Raw genomic sequence first — 21,146 nt, 5'->3', positions numbered from 1 at the left:
GAGAGCATCGATTATGCACATTCTGATAACGGGCGGTACGGGATTTGTGGGCGAGGCGCTGCTGCAGCACTGGCTGGCAGCGGGTCACGACGTCACGGTGCTCAGCCGCACGACACACGCCGACAGGGAGCACTGTCGCTACGTGACAACACTGGACGCCGTGTCGTCCACATCGGAGCCGCAGGCTGTGGTGAATCTGGCCGGAGCCTCCCTCGCCGGCAAACGCTGGAATGCCGCCTACAAGCAAGAACTGCTCGAATCCCGCGTGGCGGGCACGCGCGCCCTGACCGACTGGATATGTAGTCTGGCAGAGCCGCCTCAGGTGCTGCTGAGCGCCTCGGCTATCGGCTTTTACGGCCCACGTGGCAGTGAGACTGTTGATGAGGTGTCCGCGCCGGGGAGTGGCTTCGCCAGCGAGCTGTGTCGCGCCTGGGAGGAACAGGCGCTGGCTGCGGCTGCCGCCGGGGTTCGGGTGTGTCTGCTGCGTCTGGGGGTTGTTCTGGATGCCAACGGTGGCGCGTTCACGCAAATGGCGCAGCCGTTCCGGCTCGGCATAGCGAGCTGGCCGGGGAGTGGCAGGCAATACCTGAGTTGGGTGCATCGCGCGGACGTAGTCGCCGTTTTCGATTATCTGCTGCAGCATGAGGAGTTTTCCGGCGCGGTAAATGTCACGGCGCCGCAACCCGTCACCCAGCGCGAATTCTGCCGCGCCATGCGTGAACACTTTTCCACATTGCCCGGTATGCCTGTGCCCGCGCCAATCATGCGTCTGCTGCTCGGAGAAATGGCTGACGAGCTTTTGCTCACCGGTCAGCGCGTCGTGCCGCAGCGGCTGGAGGGCGCTGGTTTCCTCTGGCGGCACGCGGACATAGGCAGTGCACTCGAAGCCATCCTGGAACCTCACGCCGGCGACAAATTGCCGTGATCACTGGCGGCCTTGCGCACCACGCTGTTCTGGCTGAGCTTGTCCAGCGCGGATTTTTCCAGTTGACGCACCCATTCGCGGCTCACACGCAACTTGTCGGCGACTTCCGCCCGCGTTAGCGGCGGCCCGTCGTGTAAACCCCAGCGGGCGATAACGACCTGTTTTTCTGCCGGGTCGAGGTGCTCGATCTCCTGCAGCAGGCAGCGCTGCAGGGAGGCCGATTCAGCGCGCGCACCAATGTCTTCGAAGGGTCCACCGGGCATACTGTCGAGCAGCGATTCGTCGTCGTCATCGAACTGTGGCTGGTCCAGTGAGATGGCCATGTTGCGGAGCTGGCGCAGTTCGCGCGCCTTGTCGGCAGCAATACCAGCCGCTGAGGCCAGCGCTGCCTCGCTGGGCTCCTCACCGCTGGTGCTCCAGAGGGCGTTGCGCTCCCGATAGAGTTTGCCCACTTGCTCGCGCACGTGGGTCGGGTAGCGGATCAGCGCGGCCGAGTCGCTGATGTAACGACGCACGGCCTGGGAGATCCAGTTGTAGCAGTAGGTGCTGAAACGGTAGCCTTTGGCTGCCTCAAACTTCTCCGCGGCCCTGATCAAGCCCAGTGTGCCCTCCTGAATCAGGTCGCGGTATGGCGCGCCCTTGCCACGTGCCTTGCCGGCGATGGAGTACACCAGGCGCAGGTTGTGCAGGGTGAGAGTGTCGCGCGCCTGGTTGAAGCGCGACAATGCCAGCGTCAGTGCGTTCAGCTGCGCGGATTCCAGCCGGTAGCGCTTGGTCGTTGGTTTACGACCTTCCGTGGTGGTCTGCCACGCGTGCAATGCATCGGCGACGCGGCAATTCACGGATTGTTCGTTTGCTCTGGCCAGGGCACTCGCCATGCCAACGGCAAGGCTTGCCGGCAGCGCCATCTCACGGAGGGTTTCATGGGCCGTTTCGAGGTCGCCAGCCGACAGGGCACCTGCCAACAGTATAACGACACCAGCCTGGTCGCCACCGTTGAGGTAACTGACCAGCTCGCGACGCAGCAGGAAGTGATGGTCGCGGTTGGCGAAATTGGCGACCTCCGGGGGTTCATGCTGGATACGGGCCAGCAAGTCCTGGAGAAAATGGCGGCCGCCTGCACTGTGAATAAACAGGTTGCCCAGGTCATCTACAGCGCGCCACTTGCTGGTGTCGATATCGCGCTCCTGTTCGGCGCTCAAGAGCGGATAGCGGCGTGCCTCTGCGAACAGCCGCTCAAGCTCGCGATCGTCGGTGTCGGTCTTCCAGTTATCCACGTAGTCACTCCTCTCGGTTTGTGCTGTATACGCTGCACCGCGAGGGTTGGACAAGAAATCCGGACAGTTGTCCAGATAACATGCAGACATAACCTCGACAATGCATCCAGAGTGCAACGCACAGCGTAACAAGTAGTGAGCGCAACAAGCACACAGTGTAATTGAGGCAAGTAATATGAACGCAGCGTTAATGGAACCTCGGCCCCTCTACGGCATTGGTACAGTGGCCCGGCTTACCGGGCTCAAGCCCGACACGCTCCGCGTTTGGGAGCGACGTTATGGCCTGGGGGCCAGCCACAAGACGGCAACCGGGCGTCGCCAGTACACGCAAGCGGATCTAGAGCACCTGCAGTTGGTAGCGGCGCTGGTCAACAGCGGCTCACGTATTGGCGAAATTGCCTCGAACGAGCGCAAGACACTTGAGATGTTGCTGCGGGGCCGGGGCAAAGCGGGGCGCGGTTCAATGCCGGCACCAAAACCACGGGTTGTTTTTGTTGGCGGCCAGCTCTGCGAATGGCTTGACGAGCACCAAGGCTGTCTTGCCGGCGTCGACGCGCTGTTGGTGCGGCTTCCGCTGAACCAGATTACCGCGAAGGAATGCGAAGAAATCGGCAAGGCCGACAGTCTGGTGGTGGAGTGCGCCAATCTCACGGGCGCCCAGACGCGCCAGCTGGGGGATCTTATTCGCAACCTGGAAGTGGAGAAGGCGCTGGTGACCTACCAGTTTGCCAGCGAACGCTGGTTACAGGCCCTCGAGCAGCAGCATATCGCCGCGACCACATTTCCGCCCGACCCCGCGTATCTTGCGTTCGAGCTCGCGCGCAGCGTTGCTGACAAGACGACCAGCCTGGGCGATACAAATCTCGGGGAGTTGATGACCGCCAAACCGCGGCAGTTCAATGAACTCCAGCTGAGCGCGGCGCGGCAGCTGAAAAGCACGCTCGACTGTGAATGCCCCCGACATATCGCCGACCTTATTCGCTCTCTGGCGCACTTTGAGGAGTATTCCTCTAACTGTTCGGTGGACAACTGGAGTGACGCTGCGGTGCACGCCTGTATCTATGCTTATACTTGTCAGGCACGCTGGCTGATGGAGCGCGCACTGCAGGCAGTACTGGAGGACCGCGGTGAGGAGTATCAAGCGCTGATGCGCGAAATCAGCAGTGGCCGGATGGGGGATGCGGCGTAATAACGTGGCAGCGTTTGCGCCTGCACTGCGCTACCGCTGTCGACCTGCAGCCGCCTCGCCGAGCAGGACAGCGCGCCAATGAGGGCTTTCCCGCACCGACCAAGCCCACAGCATGATCGGCGCAACCGTGGGCACGATGAGGGTGCTGAACTGGAAGAGCAGCGCGATGGCGTTGGCGGAGGGCAGCGGGTTTGTGGAGGCCGTCCAGAGCAGGTCGCCACCCAGGCCCAGCATGAGGTTTTTCAGCGTGACTGCAATGACGCCGACGAACATCAGCAACCACAGCACCAGTAAACCGCGGGCGAAACGTTCCAGAGAGCCTTCGATGCGGCTGGCGAAGTGGAGCGCGGCATAGAACGGTATCGAGTAGGAAAGGATGCGGGTGTTCAGTGGAAACGCCAGTTGATATTCCGCCTGCTCAAGGGATACGACGCTTTGTCCGGCTTCCCCGAACAGCGTGAACACCATCAGCTGGTGCCGGTCGATTACCACCGATTGCACGACTTCTGGTAGCGCCCAGGGCAGGGTGACTTGCGCCAACCACAGGGCCGGCGCCGAGGGCAGGGCGCCCAGCGCGTACCACAGGCCGAAGAAGGGAATCATCAACAGCAGCACAAGGCCGATGAAGCGGTACAGCGTCATGCGGTCACGCCCTGCGGGCGCCGCTCGAGAAGGCGCAGGTAGAGAATGAAGACGATGAGCACGTCCAGCATGATGAACACGGGCCACAGGTAGAGGTGTGTCCAGTTGAAAATATCCAGGTTCCACTGCCCCAGGTAGAACAGGCTGATGATACGGGCAATATTCAGCACCTGAATCGTAAGAAAACCCGCGAGAATCGCCAGCAGGCGGTAATGCCACGGCGCGGGGTAGGCCAATACGCCCGCAATCAATACAATCGCGGCCTCCACGCCGTTGCAGCCCGACTCAATGGAGACCGCAAAGCCGTTCACGGTGTGTGCGATGACTCGGCCATAGGCAACCACATTGCTGTCGAAGGGGGTGATTAACGCGGCGCTGAGCGTTGCCAGTGAGGCCGTGAAAGGCTGCACAACAGCGGCCTGCACGGGGGCCAGCATTTCCAGGGTAAACAGTGCGACCAGCACCACGAGGAATATCAGAATAAATTTGCTCATGCGGATGTTATTATCGGCTGTTTCTGGCTGTGCATTTGGCAGCAGGATAGCATAGAGGAGTGTCGAAGTGTCGCCGACCGCGCGCAATACAGGGATCGTCCTGACCCTGGGCATGCTGGTATTCAGCAGTTGGATGTACCTGCAAACGGGCGATTGGGTTGCCCTGGTGTTCGCCGTGGCCAGCCTGGGTTACGGCGTGTTTTTCTTTTCGGTTACGCCGGGAGGGCGCGACTGATGGCCCGTTGCCTGCGGGCTAGCCGCTACCGGGCGCTGTCTGCGCTGCTGTTGGCACTGTTCTTGGCAGGCTGCGCAGGGCTTGGCCCGGCAATTGATCCGCCACGAGTCAGTGTTGATAGCGTCAAGAGCCTGCCCATGGCGGACTCGGGGCCGCGCTTTCGTATCGTGCTGCGTATCGCCAACCCCAATGCGCAGGCGCTGGATATTGCGGGTATCAGCTACGGTATCGCATTGCTCGAGCGCGAGCTGGTCAGTGGCGTGACCAATCAGGTGCCTGCCATTGCAGGCTACACGGAGGAGCAGGTCACGATTGATGCCGGGGTGAATCTGCTGGAGGTGTTGAAGCTGTTGGGTAGCCTCGGACGCGCTCGCAGCGATGCGCTGGAGTATCGCTTCACGGCCAAGATTGACTTTCGTGGCTTGCTGCCTACCCAGTATGTGGAAGACAGCGGTGTGCTGCGTCTGAATTGATGGCTGCGGCGGCTAGCCCATAAACGACTGGGCAAAGATCAGCAGTATGATCAGGGGGCACACCACGCGCACGTAGCCGGGCCAGATTTTCCAGAACAGCTTGTGCTCGGCCCCCGCATCGCCCTTGCGCAACTCCTGGAGCAGGGTGTCGCGGTGCCATACCCAACCCGCATAAAGACAGAACATAAAGCCCAGCAGCGGCTGGCTATAGCGGGTGGTGACCGCGATAACCAGGCCAAACAGCGTATCGAAGTTCAGCAGGATCACCGTGCTGATCAGCGCAATCACGGAACCAATGGCCAGTACCGCGGGTTTGCGCCCCACGCCATGCTCTTCAATCGTATAGGCCACCGGCACCTCCAGCATGGATATTGATGAAGTCAGCGCTGCAATGGTCATGAGGAAAAAGAACAGCAGGCTTACCACCACGCCGGCTACGCCCATGGTGTCAAACAGTTTCGGCAATACCGTAAATATCAGGGTGTCTTCGGAGATAAGCGCGCCGCTGGCAGTAAAAATTTCCACGCCACTGTGCAGGGCGACGTACATGGCAGGCAACACAAGGAAACCCGCCAGCACGGCGATGGAGATGTCCACCAGCGTAACCAGACCGCCCACCACCGGCAGATTTTCGCTGTCGCTGATATAGGAGCCATAGATCAGCATTGTGCCCACACCCAGCGATAGCGAAAAGAAAGCGGCACCGAGTGCTTTCACAATCAGGCCCGGTGCCAATGCGCGCTCAAAGTCCGGCAACAGGTAGACCCGCAGGCCATCCAGCGCCCCGTCCAACGTGAGCACATAGATCACCAATAACACCAGCGACAGCAACAGCAGAGGCATGAGGCGGCTTGACCAGCGTTCAATGCCCTGTTGCACGCCCTCGGAAATAATGCCGATGGTGAGTGCCATGAACACCAGCATGAATATCAGGTTGCGTGAAAGACTGAAATCAGTAAGCCAGGCACTGGCGGCTGTCATGCCGGCAAGGTCTGTCAGCGCAGCCAGGCAATGGGCCAGCATCCAGCCGGCGACAATGGCATAGAAGCTCAGAATGAAGCTCGCCACAATCAGGCCTGCGATGCCGGTGCCTGTACCCACCTTGCGCAGCAAGGTGTTGGGGGATATCAGGCGCAGGGCGCTCACGGCATTGGCGTGAGCGTGACGGCCAATGATCAGCTCAGCCATAAGTGCCGGGTAGGCGAGGGTGAAAGCGAGAAAGAGGTAAACCAGCAGGAAGGCAGCACCGCCATTGCTGGCGGCCTGGGTTGGAAAGCCCCAGATATTGCCGAGTCCGACAGCGCTGCCCGCGGCAGCCATAATGAAGCCAAAGCGCGAGCTGAACTCGCCGCGGGAAGAAGCCATAAAGAAGAATCCGTTCGTGCCAGCCGGGTCGTGGACCGCAGTGTATCACGGTGGAATGCCACGAGCTTATTGTGTGAGCAGTACCTCGCAGGGTCGCGTTGCAGCGCTCTTGGACTGGCCGCCGCCGAATACCTTTACCAGAAGGCGTGGCACGAAAAGCATTGCCTCGGCGGACACATCCAGTGTCGCCGCAATGGGAGAAACCGAGGTGCGCGGGCTCGCCATATCGCCGCGCAGGCTGATGCTCGAGGGAATCTGAATGCTGCGTGACTTGGAACGCGGCGTCAGGGTGAACGCCAGTGTACGTTTGGGCAGGTCAAAACTGCCGATACCCGTGGCGATCATGTTCGGAGACTCGACGAAGAGGCTGTCAGTACGCGCCACGCCATTTTCAAGCGTAAACTGCGCCATGGTGCAGTCGAGAAATGTTGACTTTTCCAGTGCTGCGCCTGAAAACAGCCAGGTGAGAATGCCCGTTGCGAGCACATCATAGGCCGCACCCTCAACGGTCGCGTTCTCCAGCGCAAAGGCCATGTTGCCATTGAGTTGTTGCAGCAACTCGGTGCCGGTTGCACCCTGGGCGCTGAGGCCGCCGCGCAGGTTCAGGGAGCCGCTGATGTCCGTGTCGATACCCAGGTCCCTGCTCAGTGTGTTGAGTGGAATAGACTGCGCCTGCCCGGCAATGCTGAGGCCGGGCGGGTCCAGGCTGATATCGACAACACCGCGGATTTCTGCCGGCGCCGCATCGTAGCTGAAATCGAACTGGTCGAGCAGGTAGGTGGTGCCGCTGCCGTTGACATGCACATTGATGTCGTCGAAACGGGTGACTTCTCCGCGCAGGGTGTCGAGCTGTAGGCGCAAGTCGATCGGATAGCGCGGCAGGCTGGTCAGAAACTGCGGCAAGGACCGGTTGTCGGGATCTGTATCGAGTTGTCCTGTGGGTCGGTAATCCGTCGTTTCGGTGCCGGATGCCTGTAAGCCAATGTCGTCCAGGTTAACCAGCGCTGAAGACAGGGTGGCTTGCAATCCGTCTATGGTGCCGCCTGTGTGGGTTGCTTTCCCCGCAAGTGACAGCGCCGTATCACCCAGTTGTGCCTTTGCCTGCAATTGCGCGGAGGTTGCATCCACGGTCAGGTTGGCCTGTCCCGTGACGGGTTTCAGCGACAAGCCGCTTAACGCCTTGAGCAGTTCGCGGTCATCACTGCCGTAGTTGAGGCTAACAGCACCACTCCAGCCGTCGTTCGCGTAGCGGCCGTTTCCGCTGGCGCGCAAGCCGAGCGCGGCACCCTCCGTGCTGCTGAGTTCAAGGTCGGACAGCACGTAGTCCGCCTGTGTGCCGCGGAGTGTGAAGCGGCCGCTCACGCCACCCAGTTCAGCAGGCGGCTTTGTGCCCGGTGCAAACTGAGTCAGCAACGTATCCAGGCTCAGATGCTGCACGCGCGCGTTCAGTTCTGCCTCGCGCGCGCCGGTGAGGTCTCGCAACGCTCCGGTGACCAGTAGTTGCCCGAACAGGCTGTCGAGGGTGGCGCGAATACCGTCAAGCGCCACACGCTCACCGCCATATTTGAGTAAGCCCTCCAGTGTGCCAGCACCCAGCGGCGGCAAATCCAGTGCAGCGAACTGCCCCAATGCGGCTACTTCAGGCGCCTGCACCAGTATCCCGGCTTGCAGAGCTTGTGGCTCGTAGCCCATGTTGTGCCCAAGCACGGTGTTCAGGTTGTTTACATCGATCGTGAGGTGTTCATGCGTGATCTGTGCGGTCCCATCATGAAGCGTGAGTTCAGCGTCAGTGCCACTGACCTGTACCTGGCTCTGAAATGAAAACCCGGGGGGGACGTCGGTATTGAACCAGCGACCGGGCGTGACCAGATCGGCGCTGCTAACCTCGAGGGCAAGATCGATGCCGGCGACGCGAGTGCCTTGCTCGGGAGGGGTCAACGCAACCTGCGCAACGTTCCCGGTGACGCGCAGCTGGGTGCTCTCGCTGTGGCCCAATTGGCCCATGATATTTTCCACGTGCAGCGCGCCATCATTTTCGCGCAGCGTCGCCGCGAACTCCCAAGGCCCGGGATCGATAGTGGGTGCCTGCCCCAACCAGGGGCTGAGCAGCGCGAGTGATGGCGCCACGGCGTGCACAGTGAAGAGGGTGCCCGGCGGTAGCTGGGGGCTCCCTAACGAGCCCGGGCCTGATGAGCCGTTCAGGGCAATCCACAGCCCGTCACTGCTGGCGGTGACCACAGTGAGCTGCTCGATCGCAGGGTTAGCCACGGTGCCGGAAAGAGCGATGCTGGCGCGTATTCCGCCCAATGGCGACAGGTCGAGATCCAGCCAGCGCAGGAAATACCTGGCTGAATCAAGCTCGCCCGATGCAATCAGGCTGAGGTTCGGGTCAGGGCTGTCCTGGCTTGTCATTGCACCGCTGGCTTCAAAGAAATAGGCCGGACGGTTATCCAGCTCAAACGCTGCATCTGTGAGGGTAAAGCTGTTCAGATCACCCTGCAGTTTTCCCTGCAGGGTCAGCGCTCCCGCCAATGGTGGCGCGTCGGGAAAGAGGTCAAAAAAGGTTGCGACTTCGGCAAACGCCGCATCTACCGCGACGTCGAAGCGGAAGGCGTCCCCGTAGCCGGTCAGCAGGCCCTCCAGCGTGCCCCGGGTGCCCGACTCCGGCGCGGCCAGCCGGGCACTGAAGGTCACGCGCCCCTGGTCGCTCATGATTTCCCTGGCCGTGATCTCCAGGCTGACATCGAGCGGCGCACCATCGAGGTCGGCGAGCAGACTGACCTCAAAACGGTCCGCCGCGCTGCGCGCTCCGCGTAGGTCGCGCAAGGGGAAGATGGCCACATCGCCGTCCCGGTTCACCACGTGCACGCTATCGACCACCAACGATGCCGGCAGAAAACGCAGGTACTGCATCCACTGCGCGGGCGTGGGATCCTCGCTGTCGTCTTCCGCTGACACGTAGACGACAACGCTTTCGCTCTTCAGGGTGGTTGCTTCCAAATTGCCCCGTCGCAGGTCCGCCAGCCGGGTGTCACCGGTAAACCCCAGTACGGTAAGCAGGGCAGGACCGGTGGAGCCCTTGGGGAGCAGTTGCAGCGTATCGAATTCAAGCTGCAGTTGAGAGGGCTCAAATACCAGCCCCTCGATTTCAAGGCGATAATCGGTAAAAGAAGCTGTGCCCCATTGCAATGCCCGGGTCAGCAGCCCTGGCGTTGACAGCAGCACAAGTGTGGCAGCGAAAGCGACCAGCAGCAGGGCGAGCGGCACCATCCAGAGCTTGCGCATACGGTTTCCAGTCGCAACCAGTCAAAGAAAACGAGTGTAACACGGTGGCTACGCCGCAACTTTTTGTTCGCGCAGGTCGCTGTGCTATGATCCGCGCCGCGTACCTGGTGCGCCGCTGCCTATAGCCCGGGTGGTGAAATTGGTAGACACAGGAGACTTAAAATCTCCCGATCATTGCGATCGTACCGGTTCGATTCCGGTCCCGGGCACCACGAATCCGTAGGTTACGAGAAATACAACACAATCTCCGAGTCTGGAGATTTCGGTAATAGACATACCGTAGATCACAACCTACCCCGTCCCCAAGCGCTCAGCGTTACCGAAGCTGCTCGGCCTGCAGGCTGACTTTGTAGGTGCCGTCTGCCGCTGCGCTGAAAGAACCCAGAGCCCCACCGCGACTGCCATCCTGCAACAGGTCTGTGGTAAACCCGAAACCTGTCTCGCGACAGGCAAAACCCTCTGCAGTGAGTGTCGGGCAGATGACCTGCCGGGCACGGGAGGTCAGTGCCTCCTGGGGCGTCCCGCTCCAGTCGTAGCCCGAGTATTGCCTGATATTCTCCCGGTTGTCCCTGTCTTGTAATATGTACCCCAGACCGATGATTGGCCAGTCCGGATTGAATTCATTCCGTCTTCGGGGATCATTCGGCTTATCCATGCGCACGTGCAGTAAAAAGCGCTCTCGATTCTGTTGGTTGCTGACAACGGTACCTTTCACCAGGGTGTAGGTGGCGATAGACGTGCCTCGGCCCATCTGCTGATTTCTCTGCAAATTAAAATCGTACGCTTGCGCTTGCAGAGCCTCGATTGCTTTGCCGATAGGCATATGGAGCCGAACACCCTGCAGTTCAACGGTCGACAGTGCGGCCATCGCGCCGGGTGCCAGATTGCCCACTGGCGGCGGCGCGGCAACGTTGCCGCCACGCTGCGCGCTCGCGCTCGAGGCGCTAACGACCGCGGTGAGAAAGGTGAACATGAGAAGTGTAGCCTGTCGAGAATTCAGCATGTTTTTCCAGAGTTGCAATGCAATGATGGGTAACAATCGCATCACTTTATGGCGCTGGTGCGACAGCTTTGATTCAATATACGCTGCCGTCTGTGTTCTTCAACCCCACACGGCGCGCAATAACGCCAAAGGATTGGCGCCGAACAACACAGGATGCGCCACCAACAGCGCGCCCCATAACAGACAGCCCAAGGCAATGCCAAAGCGAGCGTTGCGATCAATGTGCCCGCGAGTCACCGAGGGTACCTGCTGATGCTTCAGTCGGTGCTGCAGCAACGCAATCCCCACAACCCCGAAAACTGCCGAGCCCCCAAACAGCAGCAGGGCAGGCCACTCGCCGTTGGCCGGTACATGGGCGATCCCCCAGAGTGTCAGTCCCCACACCAGAGGATGGCGCGTCCAACCTACGATGCCGGGCCGGCTCGGATCGAAACCCGCGTTGCGGAACGACACAGAGAAAGGGTTGGGCGACAGTGCTCCGGCTGCAATCAGGATGAAAGCAGGCAGTGTGGTGACGGCGGCAAATGTGTAGGCCCACCCGGATGTCGGCCAAAGCGGCGTGCGTGCGGCGCCCAGCAACGCCAGGATCACCCAGGCCAGTAGCAGGCAGGACAGTACTGAATAGCCAGCCATATAGGCGGGCCTGCCAAACTGCGTGATAAGCCACGGCCGCAAGGCGGTGCGTGAAATCAGCACATGACTGAGAATAAAGACGCTCATGGCCAGGATGACCTGCATCAGGTGAGCCGCTCTCTTGGTGCGGGCAAGAACATTGCGTTGCTCCGGGTTGCTGTTAGTGCCAGGCGCTGCCATGCCGATACCGCCACAGGCTGCGTGGCGAAGGTACCGCAAGTGATGCCTGAAGGCGAATGTGCGCGGGTCCTGGCGAGCCTGGCGAGTGCGTGCGCGGGGCCCCCATGCCAGGACATGTTTGGCGCAGAGAGCTGCTCGCGTGACGTGGTGCGCCACTCGCGGCGCTGTTATCCTTGTGGCCTGTTTTCACACCTAGAGGCGCCGCAATTGAAACAGGCATTGCAGACCATGCTGGCCATGCAGGACCGGATGAACACCCGTATTCACCCCCAGTGGATCGATCAGGATTTCGCCTGGTACCGTGCGCTGTGGATCGAATGCGGCGAGCTGATCGAGCATTACGGCTACAAATGGTGGAAAAAACAGACGCCCGATATGGAGCAGGTGCGCCTGGAGGTCATCGACATCTGGCACTTCGGGCTGTCGGCATTGTTCGCCGGTGACAAGACGGTTGAGGCGATAGCCGAGGACATTGCAGCCGAGCTCGCAGGCTTCAGTCCCGCGGGCCTGGGGGTGCGCGAGGCCACCGAAGCGCTGGCCTTGCACGCGCTGCAAGCACAGGGTTTCTGTCCGCGCCGATTTTGGGAGCTCATGCATGCAGCGGAGCTTGATTTCACCCAGCTGCACAGTGCCTATGTGGGCAAGAACGTACTCAATTTTTTCCGCCAGGACCACGGCTATCAGGCGGGTACCTACCAGAAACTCTGGGCGGGGCGCGAGGACAACGAACACCTCGTGGAGGTGCTGGCCGAGCTTGATAATGCGGCTGACGATTATGCCGACCAAGTCTACGCGGCGTTGCAGGCACGCTACCCCGGCGCCGCAGCAGATGCGCCGCGATGAGCCATGAAGAAGAGCGCCTGTCCACCAGCGCGCTGGCCCGCGCACTGGAAATCCCGGTGCAGCAGCTGTTTGTGACGCTGAAGGACTACGGCTGGATACGTCGCCACGCGGACAACTGGTTGCTCACGCAAAAGGGCGAATACGAAGGGGGCACGTATCGCGACAGCAAACGCTTCGGCCGGTACATCGTCTGGCCCGGTGCGCTTGTGCAGCACCCTTTGCTCAGCGCCATTGAATCCAATCAGCGTATCACCGCCAGCCAGATGCGGCGTTACTACCCGCGCTTGCAGCCCCGACAGCTGAACCGCGCGCTCGCGGAACTGGGCCTGCAACGCCACAGTATTTTGGGCTGGGAGCTGACTGATTTCGGCCGCCATCTGGGCGGGCAACAGGTGGAGAGCGACAGCACGGGTGCATTTTACGTCAGCTGGCCGCATGAAATTGTTGATCACCCGGTCATTCACCGCGAGCTGGAGCGCCTGTCCGGCCAACCGGAATGTGCGGAGCAGAATCGGGACGCGGAGCACGCTGGCGCGGCGCCCGAGTCGGCGGAACCGGATCTTTTTGCACAGGTGGAGACTGAGCCTGAGTCACGCAGCTTACAGGCAAGCAGCGCCTGCAGCGGCATCGATGGCCATCAAACGGGAAGTCCGTTGCAGGCGGTGGTGTGCAACTGGTTGTACTTGGCGCAGTTGGCGCACGCCACACGTCGGGCGCTGCCGGTGGAGGAACCCCTGTGGGCTGACTTCTACCTGCCTGCCGGCAGTGTGTATATCGATTGCTGGGACGATGAGGCGGCACCGCCAAAGCTTGCCGCGCGCCTGCGCAACAAGGAAGTGTGCAAGGCGGAGGGCCTGAGGTATCTGGAGGTCAACGCGGCCGATGTGGAGCGCCTGGATGAGGTGCTGGGGCGAGGTTTGCTGGCGTTCGGTATTCGCTGCTAGCGCATCTACCGGCGGCGCAGTACCACGCCGCATTCCATGTGCGCCGTGTAGGGGAACTGATCAAACAGGGCAAAGCGGCTGATGTCGTGGCTCAGTGACAGCGTGGCAAGGTTCTCCGCCAGCGATGCCGGGTTGCAGGACACGTAGACGATTGTGGGGAAGCGCTGCACCATGGCAACGGTCGCCGGGTCCAGGCCCGCTCGCGGTGGGTCCACGAACACCGTATTCAATTTATACGCCGACAGGGGCTGTGGCAGGTCGGCCAGGCGCCGGAATTCGCGTTCACCGTTCATGGCCTGGGTCACTTCCTCCGCGGCCAAACGGATCATGGCCACGTTCTCTATGTGGTTGGCTGCAATGCCCCACTGGGCGGCGCGAATGGATGTCTTGGCCAGCTCGGTCGCCAGCACCTGATTGAAGTGGCGTGACAGCGGCAAGGTGAAGTTGCCGTTGCCGCAATACAGCTCCAATAGATCGCCGCCTTCCCCCGTCACACTCGCACAGGCCCATTCGATCATCTGCCGGTTCACCGCGGCATTGGGCTGGGTGAACGCCTGGTCGTACTGCCGGTAGTGGTAGTCGCGCCCGGCGACGTGCAGGGTTTCGGTCACGTAGTCACGCCCAACCACCACTTTCTGCTTGCGACTGCGACCCACCAGCGCCAACTTGAATTGCCCGGCCAGGGCTTCTGCCGCGGTTTCCCAGGAGGCGTCCAGGCGCCGGTGATACGCCAGTGTCACCAGTGTTTCGCCGCTGGTGGTACTGAGGAATTCAACCTGGAACAGTTTGCGTCGGAGTTCCGTGTGCGCGCGCAGTGCGGCGAGCAGGTCGGGCATGAGTGCCTGTATCGCGGCACAGGCAATCGGGAAGCGGGTGATGACGACCGGGTTCTGTGGCTCCCCGGGTGGGAACATGACGTAGTCCAGCGCATCGCCGTTGTGCCACACGCGAAACTCCGCGCGCATGCGAAAGGCCTCGGGCGGAGACGGAATGACGGTGGGTGCCGATGCAGTGAAAGGTGCCAGCTGCTCGCAAGTGCGCGCCACTTTGGCTGCCAGCAGGGCGTCATAGTTTGCCGGATCGATGTGGGAGAGGGGCATGAATAGGTCTCGTGGCGCTGGGGTTACAGGCAGTTATCGGGTTTGGGCAGGCCGGCGATCTTGCTGGCAATCTTGGCCGGTGAGCCGGGAAACAATGACAGCAGGTAAACGCTGCGGCCGCAGCTTTCACCCAGGTTGATGCGGACCCACTTCACCAGTGGGCGCATGGCGGGTGAACTGTCGAATTGCTGGTAGTAGTCGCGCAGCAGGTGAAGCACTTCCCAGTGGGCCGGGGTCAGCACAATACCTTCCGCTGCAGCCATTTGCTCCGCAACGGCAGGTGTCCATGCGGACAGGTCATTGAGGAAGCCCTCGGGGTTGAACGCGGTAGCGGGTAGCATGGCTGAGCCTAGTACCAAGCCATTTGCTGCGCGTGTAACTCGCTCAAGGCAACGAAACCGGCATCGTCTACCAGCGTGAAGCAGGGCGCCAGGCGGTGTTTTACCCCTGCGGCGCTGGCATCGGGCTCCAGCACATGCAGTGTGGCGCCGCTCGCCTGCAGTGCCTGCCAGCTCTGGCTGTTCTCCAGCGCGATATAGACACCGTCTCCCAGCAGGAGCAGGGCATCCTCTTGCTGCAACAACGTGATGCAGTCCTGCACTGCAGGATGGCCGGGGCTGCAATTGAGCGTATGCAGCATGGTCAGAAGCCGAGTATGTGTCGGTGGTTGTCGAACAGCGCGCGCAGGGCCTTGTGATCAACCAGAATGGCTCCCGGTGGCAGGTCTGTTGCCGTGAGCCCGGCGCGTGCCGCAGCCTCGGCATCCACGTAGCAGTGCTCCATATCGTAAAGCGGCATGGAGTCGATGACCTTGCGCAGGTTGCGCACGCCCACGCCGGAGCTGTCCTGCTCCGGCAGCAGTTGCAGCACGCCGGCACCGAGAAACAGCAGGTTGACCGGTTGCTCAAAGGCGGCGGTGGCCAACGCGGTATCGAGCGCACTGCGCGCGAGGCTGCGGCCTGGCTGAGGGTGTCGGGTGACTACCAGAACGCCCCCTTGTGCAGCGGCCTTCATGCGGGCGCGCCGAAGGTGACAACCCGGTCGGCGGACTGCATGGCTTCCACCAGCAGGCCCAATCCGCCCAGGGTAAAACCGGGGTGAACAGTGGCGGCGGGGAAGCCGTGGCGCTGCGCTTCCGCACTGTCCAGCAGGCCGCGCTTCACCGCGGAGCTGACGCAGAGCACCAGCTCTGTGCCGTTGGCATCGGCAAGCGCCGACCAGGCCTGCTGTGGACTGCGTTCATCCTGCGGTGTGATGGCCGTGGCAAGGCCATTGCTGGTGCCGTTATCCAGAAAAAACACCCGCGACAGCGTGTGCCCGCGTGCGACGAGGGCGGCAGCGAAACGCGCCGCCGTGAGGCTGGTGTGCCCGGACGCGGGGGCAGTAAGCACCAGCAGGCAATACTGCAAGGTCATGCAGCGCGGCCAACAAAAAACCCCGGCAGGAGCCGGGGTTGGGTGGCTGCAGTATGGCTGGGCTCAGTCATCGCCGCCAAGCGCGGTGAGCAGGGACAGCATGTGCACGAACAGATTGTAGATGTTCAGGTAAAGGCCCACTGTGGCGCGGATGTAGTTGGTTTCACCGCCGTGGATGATGCGGCTGGTGTCAAACAGGATCAGCCCGGACATGATCATGATCACGGCGGCTGAAATGGTTAGCGACAGCGCCGGAATGGCCAGGAAAATGTTGGCGATCATGGCCACTACTGCCACGATCAGCCCGACCATGAGGAAGCCGCCCATGAACGAGAAGTCTTTGCGTGTGGTCAGGGCGTAGGCCGAAAGCCCGAAGAAGACGATTGCCGTGCCGGCCAGCGCCTGCATGACCAGGGCGGGACCACCGGGCATGGACAGATAGAAGTTCAGCATTGGGCCGATAGAGGCACCCATCACGCCGGTGAAGGCAAAAATGGCCAGCAAGCCCTTGCTGGTGTCTGCCATCTTGTGAACCACAAACAGCAGGCCAAAGCCCACCAGCATCAGTACCAGGGCGGCACCCTGTGGCAGCCCGACGGCCATTGAGATGCCCGCTGTGACTGCACTGAACAGCAGGGTCATGCCGAGCAGCATGTAGGTGTTCCTCAGCACCTTGTTGGTGTTGACCAACGAATCCATGCCCGCCGTATTCACGTTGTACATGCTCTTCTGTTGCATCGTTTACCGCTCCATTGCTGTGCACTCGAGGTGCGAACATTTCTTTGACCCATAATAGTGGCGAAGTTCCCCGATTCCAAGGTTTTCCGCTCTATCTTGATTCAATGATAGCCATAGAAATCAAGCGGTTATTATACGCGTGCCGGGTGCGGACAGATCGGTGATGCCTCGGGCGATGCGTCGTCGGTGGATGAGGCCTACGCGCGAATTGCCCGTAAGCGCCCCGGGCCGTTGTTCAACATGGCAGTCTCACAGGCACTTTTAAGCGGCTGAACACGGTAGGCGGTGGTCGAGGCTTACCCCCGTGCTTTCCCAGCCGGTACACTCCCGGGTCACGGCGGGCCACGTTTCGGGATGGCCGCACTATTGGCAATTGAGGAGAACGACATGCGAGTACTGGTGGTAGGCGGAACCGGGTTGATTGGCGGCCACGCCGCATTGCATCTGGCGCAGGCAGGGCATGAGGTAACGATCATGGCACGTTCTCCCTCCAAGGTGCCTGCACTGGCAGAGCTGCCGTTCATTGCCACACACTATGTTGAAGATGACGTAGCGGATGGCCGCCTGGAAGGATTCGACTGGCTGGTGTTCGCGGCCGGCGTGGACATTCGGCAAGTACCGCAGGATGGTTCGGTGACCGAGGAAGCCTTCTATACGCGCTACAACACGGAGGGCATTCCGCGCTTCTTCGCCGCTGCCAAGGCTGCCGGTATCAAGCGCGTGGCCTACATCGGCACGTTCTACCCGCAGGTGGCACCGGAAAAAGTCGCCACCAGCCCCTATGTGCGTTCGCGCAAGCTGGCTGACGATGCCATCCGCGCCATGAGCGATCACAGCTTTGCGGTGTGCAGCCTGAATGCACCGTTTGTACTCGGCCATCTGCCGGGTCTGGAGATCCCACACCTCTACTACAACTACCTCTACGCCAAAGGCCTGATGGAGGGCGTACCGGTGTTTGCCCCTGAAGGGGGTACCAACCACATTACTTCGGCGTCTCTTGCGGAGGCGGTGCAGGGCGCACTGGAACACGGTGAAGCCGGGCGTGCCTACCTGGTAGGCGATGAGAACCTCACCTGGAAAGCCTACTTCGAGATGTGGTGTGAAGAAGCCGGCAATCCGCAGGACCTGGAGGTGCGCAGCGACGAGCACCCGCTCATGCCCGACATGATTATGTTCGCGGGGCGCAACGCAACCGTCAGTTACGCACCGGAAGGGGTTAAAGAGCTGGGCTATGGCACGGGCCGTATTCGCGCTGAAATCGCCGCCATTGTTGCCAGTTTCGAGGCAGCGAAGTGAGCCGGGAGCACGCGCCAGCTCGCCTCGCCGCCGCCTATGCAAAAGCGGTAGATGACCGGGAGTTTGCGGTGATGGAAACCCTGATGTGGCCCGAGTTCACGCAGCAGGGCCCAGGCTTTGCTGCGCCGTCACGTGAGGTTTTCATCGGGAATCTGGAATTCCTGCGCCAGTTTGAGCGCACGTTCCACCTGGTGGGGCAGGTAGCGGGTGAATGGGAAGGTGATCGCTACCGCGGGGAAACCTACTGCGTGGCATCGCATTTCTTCCAGCGCGAAGGTCGCTCCTTCTGCCTCGATATGGGTATTCGCTATCAGGACGTGATTGAGGTGCGTGCTGAAGGCGCGCGCTACCTGTCGCGTGACCTCAACGTCGTCTGGCAGGACGAGCGCGAGATCACGCCACCGTCGTTCGGTTAGGACGCCTCGCCGCCAACCCTGTGGGTTGGCGGTTTTGCAGCCACCTTTCAGGCGACGACTTCCAGCCCGCGTTCGATACACCACATGGCCGAGAGGCCACCCAGCAGGTAAATCGGCACCGGCTCCAGGCGCTCCCGCCAGGGTGCAATAGCGCGGCGCAGCAGCCACCACAAAAGGAGCACCACGGCGATAAAGGCAATTTGCCCGGCTTCGATACCCACATTGAAAAACAACAGAGCGAGTGGCAGGTTACCCTCTGGCAAGCCAGTGGCGGCCAACGCACCTGCGAAACCCATGCCGTGCAACAGGCCAAACCCGCCCGCCAGCCACCACGGGTGTTGCCGCGACAGACTGTTCTGATTGGGGGAGGTGAGTGCCAGCGCCAGCCAGAAGATGCTCAAGGCAATGGTGAATTCCACCAGCGCTACCGGGTAATTGAGAAACCCGAGCGTCACCAGCGACAGGGTGATGCTGTGCCCAACGGTAAACGCGGTGATGGTCCAGAGCAGACGCGTGCCGCCCCCCACCAGCAGTAGAAGGCCGAATACGAATAGCAGGTGGTCGATACCCCGCCATATATGATCCATGCCGAGTACGCTGTACTCACCCATCACGCGCGCAGCGCTCGGTGCCTCAGGCACCTTAAACGAGGGCTGCTCGGCCGTCAGCACCTGCTGGTACTGACGGCCATCCTGCAGGTTCAGCATCAACATCACGGAGGCCTGGTTGGCGGCTAGCCCGTCAACGGCCAGGCGTTCTCCCACCAGGCGTGCGCGCCCATCACCGCTGCATGCGAGCTGCAGGCTGGTCACCAGCCCGGTACCCTCCGGTTGCGTGGGGCTGGTGGAGAGCACGCGGCAGCGCTCAGGCCACACCGGTGCGAGGGGTACCGGACTATTGGTTTGTGCGGGTGTTTTCCACACTACATTGTAGTTTCCTGAGTCGAGCTCGGTGAGCTGCAGCAGCGTCGGGGCAAAGCGGTGTGCCTGGGCGGCGCCGGGTAGCAAGCACAATGCGAGCAGCGCACAGAGGGTAAGTAACGGGCAGGGATTTATTCTCACAGGCGGAACTCGTAGGTTGTGGCGAGGCGCTCGATCCCGACTTGCAGGGCACGGCTGCGCGCCTGTTGCGAGAGATCCCTGGACAGTTGTCCGCGGACGTCTTCCAGCTGTGCAGGGCGCGCTGGCGCAAAGGCATCCAGCCACACCAGGTGCAGGCCAAAGGCCGAGCGCAGCGGACCAATCCAGGTGTCCGTTTCCGCACTTTCCGAGGTCAGTTTGTCGACAAATACAGCGCCGAACAGCCGTGCCAGCTGCTCCGGCGTCTGGTTGCGAAAGGCGTGCCCGTGCAGAAACGGCGAGCTCAATGGCAGCGCATCCGCCGGTGTCATGCGCTCTTTGCGCAGGCGTTGTGCCAGTGCCGGGACCTCCGGTTCGCGCTCGCGGTTGAAGTAAATGTGCTGCAGCGAGTAGCGGGGCGGTCGCTCTAGCTCCGCAGTGCGGGCTGCAAAATCAGCCTGAATTTCTGCGTCCGTGGGTGCTGCGGGCGGGTTACTGGCGAGTATCAGCTGCTCCATTACCTGGATCATGCGCCGCCGCACAACCTCGTCACCCAGGTGCAGGCGCATTGCCAGTGCCTCTTCGAACAGCGCCTCGTCATCAGCGGCCGGGTCGGCCAGGCCAAGAAAACGCATGTTCAGCAGTAACCGTTGCTGCACTACCGGGTCGTGGCGGTGCAATTCCAGTCCCAGCGCATGCTGGAACAGCATGTCCTGTTCCAGTTCATTGCGCGTCATGCGCTGCACTTCTGCAGGTTCCGGCGAGCGCCCCGTCAGTGCCACCCACTGGGTAATGAGTGTGTCGATGCGCGCCTGCGGCAGCGGACCGACAACCGGCTTGGGCGGCGGAAACAATTGCATCTGGGCGAAATACAGCACCACACCGAGCAGCAGAAAGTGAAACCAGGGTGCGCGCAAAAACGCGGGGCGTAGTACCATCGGGCGGAGCTTATCGTGTTATAGAGGTGGCGCAATGGTCGCACCCTCGGAAACGAAAGGGTAGTGTGAAAATGGGTTTTTCCTCGTGAACCATCTGGCGCACGCGCTGTTATCCGGTGCCGACCCATTGCATCGCGTGGGGAATGTCACGGGAGATTTTATCAAGGGGCCACTGGCAGACCAGGGCTTGTCGCCACGCCTCTGTGAGGGCGTGCGGCACCACCGGCAAATTGATCGCTTCACCGATGACCACGCGCTGACCCGGGATCTGCGCACGCTGTTCGCGCCGCCTTTCCGGCGCTACGCCAGTATCCTCCTTGATGTCGCCTTCGACCACTTTCTCATTCAGCACTGGCAGCGCTTCACGGCGGAGGAAAGGCCGGTTTTCATTGGCGGCGTATATGGGCTGTTACTCGAGCACCGCGATGAGCTGCCCGCGCCGCTGGCTGCTGTTGCGCCGCGGCTGGTTGCGCATGACTGGCTCAATCGCTGTGCCACTATCGATGGCGTGGACAGCACCTTGCGCGGGCTGGCCGGGCGGTTGCAGCGCGCCAACCCGCTGGCGAAGGGCGCCGCTGAAATCAAACGCCATGCCATACCGGTAGAAGCGGGTTTCCTCGAGTTTTTTCCGCAGGCCCAGGAGTTTGCCAAGAGTCTGTCGCCAACACCACGGAGTTAACAGGCAACGGGCTGGTTT

The 21,146-nt window shown here is 61.3% G+C and carries 24 protein-coding genes and 1 tRNA gene; 10 read left to right on the top strand and 15 right to left on the bottom strand.

Annotated elements, in window-relative coordinates:
- Positions 1–13 precede the first annotated feature (13 nt).
- The gene (locus EGJ68_RS11320; RefSeq protein WP_123034630.1) at positions 14–925 is read left to right on the top strand and encodes a TIGR01777 family oxidoreductase; all 912 of its coding nucleotides are present in this window, start codon (positions 14–16) and stop codon (positions 923–925) included.
- Here the strand turns inward: EGJ68_RS11320 and EGJ68_RS11315 are convergent.
- Positions 901–2,202, bottom strand: a complete 1,302-nt coding sequence (locus EGJ68_RS11315; RefSeq protein ID WP_233248774.1) for a sigma-70 family RNA polymerase sigma factor — start codon at positions 2,200–2,202, stop codon at positions 901–903. The genes EGJ68_RS11320 and EGJ68_RS11315 overlap by 25 nt on opposite strands.
- Before the next feature lie 175 nt (positions 2,203–2,377).
- On the opposite strand from EGJ68_RS11315, the gene EGJ68_RS11310 reads away from it, so the two are divergent.
- Positions 2,378–3,391, top strand: coding sequence for a MerR family transcriptional regulator (locus EGJ68_RS11310; RefSeq protein ID WP_123034628.1), 1,014 nt, complete (start codon positions 2,378–2,380; stop codon positions 3,389–3,391).
- 30 nt (positions 3,392–3,421) lie between these two features.
- Here EGJ68_RS11310 and EGJ68_RS11305 read toward each other — a convergent pair whose 3' ends face one another.
- Together EGJ68_RS11305 and xrtH are read right to left on the bottom strand one after the other, a co-directional pair.
- Complete coding sequence (locus EGJ68_RS11305) at positions 3,422–4,033, bottom strand: exosortase H-associated membrane protein (RefSeq protein WP_123034627.1); 612 nt, start codon at positions 4,031–4,033, stop codon at positions 3,422–3,424.
- Positions 4,030–4,527, bottom strand: coding sequence for an exosortase H (gene xrtH / locus EGJ68_RS11300; protein ID WP_123034626.1), 498 nt, complete (start codon positions 4,525–4,527; stop codon positions 4,030–4,032). Before xrtH ends, EGJ68_RS11305 begins: the two co-directional genes overlap by 4 nt.
- Positions 4,528–4,594: 67 nt before the next feature.
- Between xrtH and EGJ68_RS18245 the strand changes: the two genes are divergently transcribed.
- Complete coding sequence (locus tag EGJ68_RS18245) at positions 4,595–4,762, top strand: hypothetical protein (RefSeq protein ID WP_169515381.1); 168 nt, start codon at positions 4,595–4,597, stop codon at positions 4,760–4,762.
- Positions 4,762–5,235 carry an LEA type 2 family protein gene (locus tag EGJ68_RS11295; protein WP_123034625.1) on the top strand — a complete coding sequence of 158 codons (474 nt, stop codon included), beginning with the start codon at positions 4,762–4,764 and terminating at the stop codon, positions 5,233–5,235. Before EGJ68_RS18245 ends, EGJ68_RS11295 begins: the two co-directional genes overlap by 1 nt.
- A 12-nt stretch (positions 5,236–5,247) precedes the next feature.
- Here EGJ68_RS11295 and EGJ68_RS11290 read toward each other — a convergent pair whose 3' ends face one another.
- Both EGJ68_RS11290 and EGJ68_RS11285 read right to left on the bottom strand, forming a co-directional pair.
- The gene (locus EGJ68_RS11290) at positions 5,248–6,600 is read right to left on the bottom strand and encodes a sodium-dependent transporter (RefSeq protein ID WP_123034624.1); all 1,353 of its coding nucleotides are present in this window, start codon (positions 6,598–6,600) and stop codon (positions 5,248–5,250) included.
- Positions 6,601–6,666: 66 nt separating this feature from the next.
- Positions 6,667–9,885, bottom strand: a complete 3,219-nt coding sequence (locus EGJ68_RS11285) for an AsmA family protein (RefSeq protein ID WP_123034623.1) — start codon at positions 9,883–9,885, stop codon at positions 6,667–6,669.
- A 124-nt stretch (positions 9,886–10,009) separates the two neighbouring features.
- Between EGJ68_RS11285 and EGJ68_RS11280 the strand changes: the two genes are divergently transcribed.
- Positions 10,010–10,097: transfer RNA gene (locus EGJ68_RS11280), tRNA-Leu, on the top strand.
- Between the two features lie 104 nt (positions 10,098–10,201).
- On the opposite strand, the gene EGJ68_RS11275 is transcribed toward EGJ68_RS11280, so the two are convergent.
- Positions 10,202–10,888, bottom strand: coding sequence for a hypothetical protein (locus tag EGJ68_RS11275; protein WP_158283626.1), 687 nt, complete (start codon positions 10,886–10,888; stop codon positions 10,202–10,204).
- A 99-nt stretch (positions 10,889–10,987) separates the two neighbouring features.
- The gene (locus tag EGJ68_RS11270) at positions 10,988–11,701 is read right to left on the bottom strand and encodes an NnrU family protein (RefSeq protein ID WP_123034621.1); all 714 of its coding nucleotides are present in this window, start codon (positions 11,699–11,701) and stop codon (positions 10,988–10,990) included.
- A gap of 207 nt (positions 11,702–11,908) precedes the next feature.
- Here EGJ68_RS11270 and EGJ68_RS11265 point away from each other — a divergent pair, with 207 nt between their 5' ends.
- Positions 11,909–12,544, top strand: coding sequence for a dUTP diphosphatase (locus EGJ68_RS11265; RefSeq protein WP_199228012.1), 636 nt, complete (start codon positions 11,909–11,911; stop codon positions 12,542–12,544).
- Positions 12,541–13,488 carry a hypothetical protein gene (locus EGJ68_RS11260; protein ID WP_123034620.1) on the top strand — a complete coding sequence of 316 codons (948 nt, stop codon included), beginning with the start codon at positions 12,541–12,543 and terminating at the stop codon, positions 13,486–13,488. The genes EGJ68_RS11265 and EGJ68_RS11260 overlap by 4 nt, the downstream gene beginning before the upstream one ends.
- A gap of 5 nt (positions 13,489–13,493) precedes the next feature.
- Here the strand turns inward: EGJ68_RS11260 and trmA are convergent, their stop codons facing one another.
- The 6 genes from trmA to EGJ68_RS11230 all read right to left on the bottom strand — a co-directional run bounded on the left by trmA (position 13,494) and on the right by EGJ68_RS11230 (position 16,741).
- Entirely contained in the window at positions 13,494–14,588 is a 1,095-nt protein-coding gene (gene trmA, locus EGJ68_RS11255) for a tRNA (uridine(54)-C5)-methyltransferase TrmA (protein WP_123034619.1), read from the bottom strand.
- Between the two features lie 23 nt (positions 14,589–14,611).
- Complete coding sequence (locus EGJ68_RS11250; protein ID WP_123034618.1) at positions 14,612–14,929, bottom strand: TusE/DsrC/DsvC family sulfur relay protein; 318 nt, start codon at positions 14,927–14,929, stop codon at positions 14,612–14,614.
- An 8-nt stretch (positions 14,930–14,937) separates the two neighbouring features.
- Complete coding sequence (tusB, locus tag EGJ68_RS11245; protein WP_123034617.1) at positions 14,938–15,228, bottom strand: sulfurtransferase complex subunit TusB; 291 nt, start codon at positions 15,226–15,228, stop codon at positions 14,938–14,940.
- Between the two features lie 2 nt (positions 15,229–15,230).
- Positions 15,231–15,602, bottom strand: coding sequence for a DsrE family protein (locus EGJ68_RS11240; RefSeq protein ID WP_123034616.1), 372 nt, complete (start codon positions 15,600–15,602; stop codon positions 15,231–15,233).
- A complete protein-coding gene (gene tusD, locus EGJ68_RS11235) occupies positions 15,599–16,003 on the bottom strand; it encodes a sulfurtransferase complex subunit TusD (RefSeq protein ID WP_123034615.1) in 405 nt (134 codons plus the stop codon). The genes EGJ68_RS11240 and tusD overlap by 4 nt, the downstream gene beginning before the upstream one ends.
- Before the next feature lie 63 nt (positions 16,004–16,066).
- The gene (locus EGJ68_RS11230; RefSeq protein ID WP_199228011.1) at positions 16,067–16,741 is read right to left on the bottom strand and encodes a Bax inhibitor-1/YccA family protein; all 675 of its coding nucleotides are present in this window, start codon (positions 16,739–16,741) and stop codon (positions 16,067–16,069) included.
- A gap of 387 nt (positions 16,742–17,128) precedes the next feature.
- Between EGJ68_RS11230 and EGJ68_RS11225 the strand changes: the two genes are divergently transcribed.
- Entirely contained in the window at positions 17,129–18,037 is a 909-nt protein-coding gene (locus EGJ68_RS11225; RefSeq protein WP_123034614.1) for an NAD-dependent epimerase/dehydratase family protein, read from the top strand.
- Positions 18,034–18,453 carry a nuclear transport factor 2 family protein gene (locus tag EGJ68_RS11220; protein WP_123034613.1) on the top strand — a complete coding sequence of 140 codons (420 nt, stop codon included), beginning with the start codon at positions 18,034–18,036 and terminating at the stop codon, positions 18,451–18,453. Before EGJ68_RS11225 ends, EGJ68_RS11220 begins: the two co-directional genes overlap by 4 nt.
- Positions 18,454–18,500: 47 nt before the next feature.
- On the opposite strand, the gene EGJ68_RS11215 is transcribed toward EGJ68_RS11220, so the two are convergent.
- Positions 18,501–19,514, bottom strand: a complete 1,014-nt coding sequence (locus EGJ68_RS11215; protein ID WP_233248773.1) for a HupE/UreJ family protein — start codon at positions 19,512–19,514, stop codon at positions 18,501–18,503.
- Positions 19,511–20,449 carry a peptidyl-prolyl cis-trans isomerase gene (locus EGJ68_RS11210; protein WP_123034612.1) on the bottom strand — a complete coding sequence of 313 codons (939 nt, stop codon included), beginning with the start codon at positions 20,447–20,449 and terminating at the stop codon, positions 19,511–19,513. The genes EGJ68_RS11215 and EGJ68_RS11210 overlap by 4 nt, the downstream gene beginning before the upstream one ends.
- An 85-nt stretch (positions 20,450–20,534) precedes the next feature.
- Here EGJ68_RS11210 and EGJ68_RS11205 point away from each other — a divergent pair, with 85 nt between their 5' ends.
- Positions 20,535–21,128: an acyl carrier protein phosphodiesterase gene (locus EGJ68_RS11205; protein ID WP_123034611.1), complete on the top strand. Its 594-nt coding sequence runs from the start codon at positions 20,535–20,537 to the stop codon at positions 21,126–21,128.
- The last annotated feature ends 18 nt before the right edge of the window (positions 21,129–21,146 follow it).

The sequence above is a fragment of the Haliea alexandrii genome (assembly GCF_003719295.1).
In the GTDB taxonomy this organism is placed as follows: domain Bacteria; phylum Pseudomonadota; class Gammaproteobacteria; order Pseudomonadales; family Halieaceae; genus Haliea; species Haliea alexandrii.
This window is presented reverse-complemented; position numbering and strand designations above follow the sequence as displayed.